Source organism: Neobacillus oceani (assembly GCF_046237595.1).
Classification (GTDB): domain Bacteria; phylum Bacillota; class Bacilli; order Bacillales; family Cytobacillaceae; genus Bacillus_D; species Bacillus_D oceani.
Genome location: NZ_CP143543.1, coordinates 2301869 through 2314842, shown reverse-complemented (window position 1 = coordinate 2314842; position 12974 = coordinate 2301869). Strand labels below are relative to the sequence as shown.

Here is a 12974-nt window from a genome sequence, read left to right as displayed (position 1 = left end):
CTTTTGTAAAATTGGTCCTTGCCACAAACCTCCACAACATAAAAAGGCTAAAGCTCCCTACGCTTCAGCCTTTCTTGAATTCTTTTAATATCATCCGTATCATTTCAAATAGCAGGAAGTTGAAAAATATCCAGACAGCGCCGAACACATAGCCGCCGACGATATCGCTGGGTAAAACGCCTCCGCCCAATACTTTGGCAGCCCCTAAGGACAGTAGCACAAATAATACCGACAATGCAGCCGCCACTGGTGCCAAGTTCCGTTCCGAATGCCTGGCGAGCAAGTACAAACACGATCCGTAGACAACCATCATCATAAATGAACTGAACTCTGGAAAGTCGGCCGATCGGACAGCACTTAACCCTAGCGTCGAGAAAATGAATAAAACGAGAACATGGAATAGCTTTGCCCCAATAATGCTTACACTCAGCAAACAATATTCGAGGACGCGGTTTCTGTTTTTCGCCCAGACGACCGAAACTGTCACAGCAAGAAGAAAGAACTGTGTATAGCCTGAGCCAAAGACCGAAAACCCTTCCACTGCATTTTTATAAACAGCCCTCGATAAAACATATATCGTTACCGTATTGAACTGTGTAAACTCCTCATGCAAATAATTTTCCGCCAAGCCAATCATCAACACTACGAATACTGCCAAAACAAGCGCCATCGTGCTTAGGAAAAATTCGGCCGCCCTAATCGTTTTCGAGTGAGCCAAGACCCATTTCAACAGCTTTTTTGAAAAGTCCTTTATCTCGTCCTTAAAATAGCGGTAAAAAAGGAATCCTGCGGCCACCACGCCCCCGGCTGCGATAAAGTACACAAAATAATCGCTGGCTGCATCATGGAAAAGCGCCCATTTTGGTCCGAGAATTCTTCCTAGCGTGACAAAGCCGAAACTCCATATAAACGCGCCGCTATATGCGGGTATCGCAAACGTCCGGAACGACAGCCTGGAAATTCCAGATACATAACCGGCAAAATGGCGCACGCCCGGAATGAAATAAGAAAAAACGAGCAGGATTTTACCAGAACGCTCGTACCAGGCCGCTGTCTTTGCGTATCTCTCGGGCGTCAAATGGATATAGCGGCCATATTTCTCAACTAGCTTGTATCCTCCTGTTCTTCCAATCAAATACGTGATTGTAATTCCTGCAACCGCTGCTCCGAAAGCTGTCAGCAAGGCCAAAGGGAAGCTCATTTTTCCAAGGTAGGCAAAATAGCCGGCATACGCCATCAACAGCTGCCCGGAAATCGGGAGCGCCAATAGTTCCAGGAAAATACCCATGAATAATATGAGGTAGCTGTACTGTTCGAACAAGGATAACAAATCGGACATGGGAACCTCCAGTATAGTAAGGAAATTCATCACTACTCTTCGTTACCCGGAATTTTCCCTTTGTAAAAGTTGCGCCAAAAATGAAGAGCACCACCCTTTGAAGGATGGTGCTCACGTAATGTTTAGATTGCGAAACGGTGCTTGCCAATTGTGACAGTAGTTTTCCTTGAGAAAACCCATTTGCTTACAGCTGTTTTTGGGTTATAGAAGAATAGGCTCCCTTTTCCCTGGCCTTTAAAAGCAAGTGCTTCATTAACAGCCCTTTTCGATTCCGCGTCCGCAGGCTTGTTGATTTGGCCATTCTTGACTGGCGTGAATGCATAATAGCCATTGGAAACCTGATTAACGACACCGCTTACTGTATTCGGGAAATCCTTGCTTGCAACGCGGTTCAGGACAACTGTCGCAACCGCTACCTTTCCGGCATACGGCTCTCCGACTGCTTCCGCACGGACAAGGCGTGCGATTAAATCTTTTTCAGCCGCTGTAATTTCGGATTTTGGGATAACAAGACTCTTTCCTGCATTCAAAGCAGAGCTTTTCGCATTGTTTTCACTCATTAACTTATTAACTGGAACACCATACTTTACTGCGATTTTGTAGTAAGTTTCACCCGGTTTTACCTGGTGATTCGTTGCTGCCTCTGTTGTTCCTGCCATCATTGTTGCTGACATGGAAAAGATCAACCCAGCTGCAATTACTAGTTTTTTAAATCTATTCATGTTTCTTTCCCCCTAGTAGTTTCAGTTGTTGTCTCTACCACTAGGCTATCAGCTGTAATATACTTATTCATCGCCCAAAATTTTACAAAGACAAGCCGCCCATTGCAAACCCTTCAGGTTAGCGAGTTGGTTAGAGAGCAGGAAAAACTTTCCCCGTCAACCAATTCTGGAGGAACTAACCAATGGGTGAAAGAGTTGGATGGTTTTTTACAAAATGTTACGGGAATGTTTCAAATAGGTTGGGTATTTTTGTAAAAGATAAGCTGGTGAATTGCTTATGTAATGGAAATCTCAACAAGTCCTAATGTTGTTTTTTGGTAATTTTAGAAGTTGTGATCTTTCCAATCCTGTTGATTTCCATGTCATTCTTGTTCAATTTTCCAACCCTACCTGTATTGGTTGCGTTGGATCAAAATTGACAAGCTTAACCTTTAAAAACGGGTGGAACAAATGCTTAATTCAGCTAGCATAAAATCAAACTCAATTGCAGTAAACAATTTTAGAGCAGGATAAAAAGCCAAAAGTTTATTGAATTTGACATTTGAAAAATTTTAAAGAATAAACCGCTATTCACCTTTCTCTATTTTTTCGAGTCGTACCTCTAATTTTTTTATTTGTTCCATCTGATGAACAACTAAAGAAAATGCAGATACACCAAAAAAGAACCCTATCCATTCCATTTTATTCACTCCTGCCGCTTAAATATTATATTACTATTATATTATATTTTGCATACTAATAATAAGTTTACAAAAACAACCTTTAAGGAAATGAAGTAATGTCCTCTGTCGTGGGATTTTCATTTAGTAAGAATGAACATGTTCATATAGGAAACAGTAAAACTGAGCAGATTTTTTGCTCAAATCCTTGATAGGGAGTGATCGATCATGGCTAGAAACAAACTTTTGGTTCCTGGTTCGGGCAACGCCCTTGACCAAATGAAAGAAGAAATTGCCAATGAGTTTGGAGTACAACTTGGTGCGGACACAACCGCAAGGGCAAACGGTTCGGTCGGCGGCGAAATGACCAAGCGTCTTGTCGCAATGGGCGAACAGGCAATGCGAAACCGGCAAGGTCAATAACCCGGTTTGGTTGCGGATAAAGGGGCTCGCTTTTTAAGGAGCCTCTTTTCTTTTTATGTGAACGAAAGGCCAGCCATGGAAAACCGGCTTCTTGGATGTACCATGTCGTTTATCCTGATTTGAGAGCCAATCCTACCCCTTTTTTGAACGTCAACCACACGGTATTTGTGTCCAAAAAGTGACAGACCCGAATATAGTGCTAAAAATCCCGGATAAAATTCAAAATTCCCGGATATCGTAGAAAAATCCCCGGATAAATCCCAAAAATTCCCGGATATCACAAAAAAATTACTGGGTATAGTCTAAAAATTCCCGGATTAACCCTGAAAATTCCGGGATATAGCAGAAAAAATACCCTAATATAGTCAAAGTTGTTGCCCTTATCCAAAATAGCTAACTACGTAGGTGGGCATTTTATCAAAAAAAGAGCTCCCCTTTTTAAGGGAAGCCCAATCACTCAAACTATTTCTACTCATTATCCGGCTTTCTTCTCCGGTTTTCCGGTGACAATAACCTTCATCGCGGTCGGGGACTCGGTTATGCCGGCGTAGTTTTCAGCAGCAACAAATAGAGAATGCTGGCCGTTTGGAAGTTCCAGCTGTATCGAGAACGTTCCATTAATCGCGGCTTTTACTGAGCCAAGATGATTCCGTTTATTGCCTGCCTGTTCGTATACATGCACGGTAGCCAATGGATCGGCTTTTCCGGTCAGGACAACGGGTTCGCCTTTTACCATTAGGCTGTCGGCATCCCATGATGGGGCGACCGGCACCTGCTGCTCTGCGCTCATCGACCAGCGCACCGCATTTGCAAACAGCTGTTTCCCTCCAGCAGTCCAGCCGTGTTCAGGTCCGATGATATTCGTTGCAGTGAACGAGGATAGCAGCAAATGGATGTGGTCTTTGCCCCTGAATTCGTAGGCAATTGCCGTACCCTTATCTGAGCCATCGACGTTCAATCCAGCGAGCGGGATTCCGCTGTAATTTTTGAAAGTGGCATACGGGCTCTTTTCATTATGAATCTTAATCAGCCCATTTTCATCAGCCTGAAGGCCTCCGAAGAGCGGATGGTCCCCAAGAGCTTTCAGGTAAACCGCGCCTTCATTGTAGCCTTGCTGGTCTGGTTCAGGAGTACCCAAAGCTTGCTGGAGCAGCTGGATGGAGCCATCTTTCATTCCCCATGTTCCTGTGAAAATCAGGCTGACTTTCTGCTCGTTGCTTTCTTTGATTAGCTGGTCAACCTGTTCCTTTGTACCGCTGTTCGTATTTACAACAACAGTTTCATACTTGCTGAGCTGGCCAAGGATATCCCAGCCCCTTTCTTCAGTAAAAATACCCTGTTCATTCAGGAAGCTGCTTAGAGCGCCATTATGGTCGCCGAGGACAGCCACCTCAATTCCATTAATTTCAAGATGGACTGTCACATCCTTGTCTGCAATTGCTGCCTCGACAATTGCTGGGAGATAGCCATCCATGGCAACTTCCACCACATACTCGCCCGGAAGAAGGTTTTCAAAGACGAATGAGCCGTCCGCCCCACTATTAGCGACGCTGATAAAGTTAGGATCGTCCTTTGGAATGAGCGTCACTGAAGCCCCAACGATAGGTCCGCCATTCTTTTTATCGACGACCGTGCCCTTGATGTCTGATCCTTCAATTGCTTCAAGGACAAAGTTCAAGTCGACACTGCTGCCGGTTTCAACAATTTCAACGTGGCCGGTCTGTTCGGCATAGCCGCGAGCTTGAACCTTTACGTCGTACTTGCCGATTCCGATTCCAATCCGGTAAAGCCCGGCCGAATTGGTCGCGGTTTTAACATTTGTGCCCGGGATTGTGACGAGAGCATTGGCAATCGGCTTGCCCTGGGCATCTGTTACAGAACCTTTGATCTCACCCTGGCTCGCAATCAGCGCATAGTCGATGGCATTTACGTAAAGCTTTTCAGCATTTTCGGTCCATCTGTCTGCAGGAGTTCCGTAAATGCCAATTTGAAGGGCCGACAGAAGAATATGGACACTATTGGACGAACTGAACTTAACCGCAACCGATGAACCAACATTCCCTTTTACTGGGTTGGTCATGGTCCCCAGGGTTGAACCGCTGTAATTTTCAAAATTAGAGTACTGGACTGAACCCTTAATATTCTGGAGCAGCAGAACCTCCTTACCCGCTTCGAAGCCGCGGAATATCGGGTGGTTCTGTTCGACACGGATGAAGAGTTCCTTATCCACAAAACTTGATGTTATTTTTTGCGGATCGCCATAAGCCTTCGAAAGCTCGCTAATTGAGCCTGAACCGAATTGACCGACGAACATAATGCTCGTTTCATTTTCATTCGCCTTTTCAACCATTGCCTTGAAGCGTTCCTTCATCGTGCTGGAGATGTCATTCGCAATGATGAGCTTGTAATCGCCGATATTTTCAATCAGGTACTCAAAATTTGCAAACGGAATAAATTCATAATCGTATCCGTACTTATTCAGAAGCGGCGCGATTCTTGCTTCATTGGTCGGATTGGCAAGGACTGCGATTTTCTCGGAAGTGACCATCGATACATTTAGAGAAACCGCCTGTCCTTCCGCAATCTGGACCGTTTCGAATACTGGCTTGTAGCCGGATGCGCTGAAACGGAGTTCGAATGTTCCGTTCGGCAATGTCAGTTCGTACTCACCTGCCGCATTCGTTTTCGCCACCGCTGGGGTTCCAAGGACTTCAATTAACGCACCTTCAATTGAATCTTTCGTGGCAACGTCAATGATTTTACCTTTGAGGGTGCCGGCATTTTCCGATTGGATGACAAAGGTTTCATCCAATACCTGGCCATTCTTGATCGAAACGGTGAAATCTTTTTCGATGTGGCCGAACGCTTTTATGGTAAGGGTATACGTACCGGTTTCAAGCGCTGTAAAGAATTTGCCCTCGTCATCAACAACGAGCTTTTTGCCGGTCTCTTTAATGGCCGCTTCCCCTTTTATCTGAACGCCATTTTCGTTTTTGATCACGCCGTGCAGTTCCCCAACGAGAGGAGCTTTTTCCGCTAGCGCCCAGTCAAGCGCGTTCATGAGCAGCTTTTCCCTTCCGGCGTCAAACAGAGTCGGGTCACCTGGATGGAATACGTGGCTAATTGTCATATTCGCGAGAAGAATTTCAAGGGATTCGCTAGTCCGTCCCTTGTATGCGACCATGGACCCTTTCTGGCCGGTCTGTCCCTGTTCAAAATCAATAACCGTCTTTCCGGAATAGCCAGTAAATCCGTAATAGTAGCCGGTTTTGCCAGGAATCTCAATCACATCCCCAGCCTTATAGCCTGCCGCTAAAGGATGGTCTTCCGCAACGATCCCTTTTGATCCCGTTTTATTCGTACCGTCAAAAATAGCCGATGGATCGCCATCATATTCCCACAAATATCGGATTGAGCCGCGACCGCCAGCCTGGCCGGTCCAAATGACAGATTTCCGCTTTTTATCAAGGGCTTCCTGGAAAGCCTTGAAATCGGCTTTCTTTGGAATGACTTCGTTTTTGTAATCTGAATTCGCGAAAACAAGGTCGACCGCATCAAGTTTGTCAATATCCTTGAAGTCCAGGTATTCGACTTTGTAGCCCCTTTCCTCAAGATACTGTTTAAACGTCATTCCGGAAGCCGTCAAATCAACAATGATGCCGATCGTTGGGGATGGCCTCAGCTTTACGCTGACAGGGAATTTTTCCCCGGCCTTAACCGTGACTTGAACGTCTTTCCTTACAAATCCTTCTTTTTCAACCCGGACCGTATACGTTCCCGGTTCGATTTTCGATAGGCTGAACTGTCCTTGTGTATTGGATTCTGTGGACCTCGGCTTGCCTACCAGTGTAACTTTTGCTCCCGGAATCGCATTTCCGTCCCTTTCATTTTCGACTGTACCAGCAATGGAAGCAACATTTCCGGCAACCTTCATTGAAATTGTCTGCGGCTCCCCATCCACTACAGCCTTTAATTTAACCGTCTTTGTTTCATATCCATATGCGCTGATGGTCACATCATAGTCGCCTTTAAGGAGTGCAATTGAGAACGTGCCCGTTTCAGCATCGGATTGGGTGGCAAACGGATGGCCGTCAACTTTGATATCAGCCTTCAATGGTTCCCCGTTTTCATCAAGAATCGTTCCCTTGATCGTCTCGAACTTCACATTGGCTGCCCATAGGATAGCGTTTAGCATTATTTGTTTTCCTTCAGGCGTGTATTGGTTTGCACCATGGTTAGAAGAGAAACCATGACCGCCCATTAGCAGCTCGACACTAGTTTCTGTTCTCGGCTTGTAAGCCAAGCCAACCCCGTTTGTTGCAGGTGCCACATCTAGGCCGATTTCCGCAATCGGATAGCCGCTGTAATTTTTAAAAGAAGCAACCGCACTCGCGGCAGGAGCCAAAATCTTAATTGAATCGCCCGCTTTTGCACCATTGAAAATTGGATGTTCCTTAAGAACTTTGTATACCGCTGCCTGTGAAGTGCTGCGGAAGGTTGTGCGTGATTCCGGGTCCTTCCTGTAATTGACCACATGGTTCAGGCCGGAACTGCTCCAATACGATTCACCGAAAATCACACTAGTCCCCGCTGCATCGGCGGCTTTCATAGTATTTTCAAAAACGGTTTTTGTAAATGTAGTACTGCTCGGGTCATTAATTAGCACAACATCGAATTCTGCCATTCGCTTCGGAAGGTCGGCTGGCAAGACATCGACAGCAGAAATACCGAACTCCTTGAGGAATGCTTTAAAGTTTGTAGCACTTGAAGTGTAGTCGCCAACCACCGCCACTGCCGGCATCGTATGAAGCTTTACATCGATGTCCCCAGTATGGCGGGCGATATCGACCGTTGTAGAGTAAGCAATATAACCTTCTTTCGTGAAGGCTATTTTATATGTTTCCTCCTGAAGGCTGGTGATTTCGTAACGGCCATTCGTGGCGGACTCGGTTTCGAAAACCTTTTCGCCGGCGGCATTCGTCACTGCCACCTTTACCCCTGGAAGTTCAAGGTTCGTCAACGCATCGGTAACGACGCCTGACATTGTGCCCTTTTCAGATCTGCCGAGCTTCACCGCAACTTGTGCAGGCTTGCCTTTCGCAGCAGTGAACTCGCCAGTAAATGTGCCAAGCCCTTTCCCGCGGACCTCAAGTGTAAAGGTGCCTTCGTCATGGAAAAACGCAAACTCGCCTTTCGTATTGCTTTTCGCCTTTACGCCTGTTTCGACGACTTCAATGGTCGCTTCAATCGGGTTTCCGTCGGCGTCCACAACAGTCCCGGATACTTTCCCGAACTGCGAACTATATAAATAGTCCAGGCTGTTCAATAGGATTTGCTTCTGGCCTAGCAGCCAGGCGTCCGTTGTCTCCCATGGCGCAGACGCGAAGCTTGACAACAGGAGGTGTGCGCTATTTTCCGAAACGGCCTGGTAGGCAACGCCTGAACCAACATAGCCAATTTCGTTTGTGCCAATTTTACCAATCGTCCTGCCTGAATAATGATTGAACCAGGCAAAGTCCGCATCATGCATCAAAAGCGGAATTTCACTTCCAGCCTTGTAACCCTTCAGGATTGGATGCTCGGTCTCCACCTTCAGGGAAACCGCGCCAACATCATAGTTATGGCCAAGGTCGCCCGGATTGTTGAAATAATCCTTCAATTGGTGGATCGAGCCATAATTTTGGCCCCATTGGTCGGTAAAAATAATGCTCACATCATGCCTGTTTGCTTCATCAACTAAGTTCTTAACCTGCTCCTCGGTCGGCTTCACTCCGTCCGATCCATACGCGCCGTTCAAGTATAAAACCTGGTATCGGCTAATATCTTTGATCACGTCCCAGCCGCGTTCTTCAGCCGGATAGCCATTCGCTTCAAGGAGTGCGGTGATTTGGCCTTTGTAATCGTTCAAAACCGCAACATCGATTGGCTGCAGGTCAAACGTAAGCGTTGCAGCTTCGCCAGGCTTGACAGTAATTTTACCAGAACCGTCCTTAAAGCCTCCGAGTGAGAATGCGATATCCCACGTTCCTTCGAAGACGTCTTCCTTGGCAAAAATACCACTGTCATTCGTCACGCCTTTTATGCCTGTTGCCTTCATATCAACCGTTACGCCATCGAGCGGTTTGCCGGTCCGCTTATCCTTGACGGTAATCGAAACCGATCCCTTTTTGGCATCCTCAAGCGTGAAATTCTTTGTGAACGTATAGCCGGTTACAAATTGGAGCTTCTCGGCTACCTGCTTTTTCCCGTATTGCGAAACGAGGACAGTGTAGTCGCCAGGCGTATGCTTCAGGATAAAGCTTCCGTCCGCACCGGCAGTCGCTGTCTCGCCGGTTTCCTCGACAGTCAGCGTCCCTTTAATAGGCTGGCCATTCGCATCTTTCACGGACCCGGCGAAGATACCAGATGAATTGTAGCTCTGGACTCCTTTTAAATGCGGCAAAATAACCTGTCCCGGGATAACCGGAATTCCGGATGTACTGTAGGTTGGCTGGATGATATCCTTCAGCCGCTCGCCAGTGTAGACGTCGAGAACGGAAACCGCTCCATTTGTAGAAGCAAAGAACAGCAAGCTGTTCGCTGTAACGGAACCGCTATTCAAGGCCGTTCCAAGCGTCGTATTGCTCCAAACTTCCTTCCCGGTTACCTTATCAAACGCACGCAGGTTCGACTGTACCGAAGAACCCATGATGACCATGTTCTCGTACACAATCGGCGACGCAGCCTGTGTATCCCCTATGGAAGCGACCCTCCATTTTTCAGCTCCGGTCGCTGCATCAAATGCATACAGGGTACCTCCGTCCGTGTCAAAATTAATTCCTGTAAAATAAATGACTCCGTTGTCATAGACCGGCTTAGATGCGATTCCTTCGCCGGACAGTTTCTTCTGCCAAACTTCCGTGCCGTCTGATAGTTTCAAGGCGCGGATTGTCTGGTTATCATAGCTGCCGACATACAGGAGGCCATTCCCGATACTCGGGCCAAAATATGTTGGCGCGCCAAGTTTCACGCTCCACAGCTTGCTGCCGGTTTCAGGGTTCAACGCGTTCAAGTGGGCGTTGGCAGTAAGATCGGATGATACGTATAGCACGCCTTCGTAATAAACTGGTGATTCGTAAATTGCCATCGATCCGACCACCGTGTTCCATTTAATGCTGCCGGATTTCAGGTCAAGCGCGTAAATCCTTCCATCCGCACCGCCGGAGAGGTAAACAGTGCCGTTTTCAATCGTTGGCGAGGAGCGGTTCGAGCTGCCAATCCTGACGGCCCATTGCTCCTTCCCCGATTTGGAATCAAGCGCCACGACCCATCCCCTGTCGGTTGTTAAAACAACTTTCCCTTCCGATGCAGCTGGCGTCGAGAAGAGGATGTCGCCTTTTCCTTCTGTGCTGTATTCCCAGCCTTTTTCAAGCGCATGGACGTCAATCGCGTTACCGGAAACTGCATTCCGCTGAACATTTCCGTTCGCGATGCCCCATTGCTTATTTGGTGTGGAGGCCACTTTCTGGACTTTCAGCTCGAGCACCACATTTTTGTTTACGGTGATTTCTTCCGCTTTTCCTTGAATTCCTTCACCGGTTACCTGGATGCCGTAGGTTGAGGCAGGTACCCTTTGAATTGTGAAGTTGCCTGCGGCATCGGTGCGTATAGCGGAAAGAGGCGTATTTTTCATCCGGATAAACGCATAAGGAACGCCTTTTCCGGCTTCATCAACGACTTTCCCGCTGACCGTATATGCTTCCGCGTCATCCAGGACGATGTTTACAGTTGTAACCTGTCCTTTTTTGAGGGTCACTGACCCTTCGTACGTCTTGTAGCCGAAGGCCGTAACCATTACCTTGTGCGTGCCTTCCCTTATTTTAAAAGAAAAGCTGCCGGATGCCGGGATGTCATAGGATAACCCTTCAGCCTGAATCGCCAATTTCGCTGAAATCGGTTCGCCTTTTTTGTTCTTCACAGATCCTTTCAATTCACCTGCATACGCGGCTTCGGTGACTGCCTGGTAGATGTTGATGATCCCGCTTCCGTAAGAATCGTTCGGCAGGGTTCCCATGTGGGGATCCTTGCGGGCGGTATCTTTGAGGATTTTTTTCACATCATCAATGGTTAGATTCGGATTTGCCTGGTAAAGGAGCGCGATTGCCCCGGTTACGTGCGGTGTCGCCATCGATGTCCCGCTGATCGTGTTGTATTTCCCTTTATTCAGCTTACCTGGCCAAGCTGAGTAAATCCGGTGGCCCGGCGCGGAAATATCCGGCTTGATGAGGCGTTTCGTTTCGCCGTTTCCTTCCTGCCAATAAACCGGTCCCCTGCTTGAGAAGGAAGCCGTTTGGTCATAAACATCAGTAGCTCCGACGGCAAACGTCTCAGGGAAACTTCCCGGCGATCCGATTGTCTGGGAGCCTGGCCCGTTATTCCCCGCTGCGAAGGATGGGAAAATGCCTGCCGCAATCCATGCTTTTACATCTTCATAGAATTCGAGGTTGTATGTATTCGAATTCCCCCATGAGTTGTTGACAACATGCGGCGCTTTCGATGGGTCTCCGCCTGGTGCCAAGAACCACTGGAACGCCTGATGGATGCCCGAAGTTGTCGCCGATCCATTGTCGTTGAAAATTTTCGCCGCAATCCATTGTGCTCCCGGCGCTACGCCGATAGGTTCGCCGTCGCCGCCTCCTACAGATGTTCCGGCAACATGCGTGCCGTGTCCGTTCCCGTCGTTCGGCGTCTGGTATTTATCGCCGGAAACGTCGATCCAGGAATACTGGTGGTTGCCGTCGCGGCCACGGTAGTTCTTTTTCAGCGCTTCATGGTTCCCGTCAACTCCGCTATCCATGATGCCGACGACAATCCCTTCGCCCTTTATGCCATATTGGCCCCAAACCTTCGTGGCGAAGATTTTTTCAAGGCCCCATTCAGGAAGCCGCGGCTTGGAATCTTCCACGGTGATTTCCGGTACAGTCAGGATTTTGTCCATTGTAATTTCAGCGACGTCTTCCCGCTGTTTCATTTCATCGTACGCTTCTTTTGTAAGGGTTGCGGAGACGCCGTTGATAATCCAAAGGGTTTCCTTTTTCTTGGCTTTTCCTTTAGATTCCATTGCCTGGAGTGCCTGTTGGAGCCCTTTTTGCGAGTTGTTGGCTTTTTGTGTGAGGTGTTCTTTGATGGCCTTGATTTTATCAGTACGGTCTTTCTTCTGTTTCACTTGGGGGTAAATTGCCTGGAGGTCAGGGTGGTCTTTCATTCGGATGATGACGTCTACTTCATTGCTCTTTTGAAAGGCTTCTTCTAGTTTTGCTTCTTCTTTGGGAGCTGCCGGCTGTTCAAGCGGAGCCGGCTCGATCCCGAGGCCCTTTAGAAGGTCGGGAAGCTCATTCGAGTTGGAATCCTCGTTTGTTTCAGGCGCTCCCGGTTTCAGGTCATCGACCCTCGCATCCTGCTCGCGCTTTTTTTCAAGCTGAAGATCTGCCTCGGAAAAACTTCCTGGTTTTGCTTCCGCAAGCGCAATCTGCGGAGCAAACGTCGAAAGCAGGACCATAAACGACAACAGGACAGCAAACCACTTACTCGTTGTTTTCTTACGTAAAAATGACAATAAAATAGCACCTCCAATAGTTTGATAATCGAAAGAATACTATAAACATATTGCCAATTCCTTCAAGAAATACTAGTTTTCTAAAAATTCAGATAGATTTAGTTCTATTGTCATACCTAGCAATTTAATGAATAGGAAAAAAGCCCCTGACCGAATTTGTCGGAGCTTTTTCGGTTATTTGCATAACTCGACAGGCAGATGATAAAAACCGCGTCGCTAAAAGCGATTTCGGTTAA

Annotated in this window: 4 protein-coding genes; 1 reads left to right on the top strand and 3 read right to left on the bottom strand. The window is 47.3% G+C overall.

All coding sequences use genetic code 11. From position 1 onward, the window contains the following. Window positions 1-64: 64 nt before the first annotated feature. Both V1499_RS11495 and V1499_RS11490 read right to left on the bottom strand, forming a co-directional pair. On the bottom strand, window positions 65-1339 hold the full coding sequence (locus tag V1499_RS11495) for a VTT domain-containing protein (RefSeq protein WP_409270036.1): 1275 nt from the start codon (window positions 1337-1339) through the stop codon (window positions 65-67). A gap of 122 nt (window positions 1340-1461) precedes the next feature. Next, window positions 1462-2061 (bottom strand): cell wall hydrolase, encoded by a 600-nt coding sequence (locus V1499_RS11490; RefSeq protein ID WP_409270034.1) that lies wholly within the window; start codon window positions 2059-2061, stop codon window positions 1462-1464. 887 nt (window positions 2062-2948) lie between these two features. On the opposite strand from V1499_RS11490, the gene V1499_RS11485 reads away from it, so the two are divergent. Continuing rightward, on the top strand, window positions 2949-3143 hold the full coding sequence (locus tag V1499_RS11485) for an alpha/beta-type small acid-soluble spore protein (RefSeq protein WP_316568919.1): 195 nt from the start codon (window positions 2949-2951) through the stop codon (window positions 3141-3143). A 475-nt stretch (window positions 3144-3618) separates the two neighbouring features. On the opposite strand, the gene V1499_RS11480 is transcribed toward V1499_RS11485, so the two are convergent. Beyond that, window positions 3619-12738, bottom strand: coding sequence for a carboxypeptidase regulatory-like domain-containing protein (locus tag V1499_RS11480; protein ID WP_409270032.1), 9120 nt, complete (start codon window positions 12736-12738; stop codon window positions 3619-3621). Window positions 12739-12974: the final 236 nt, after the last annotated feature.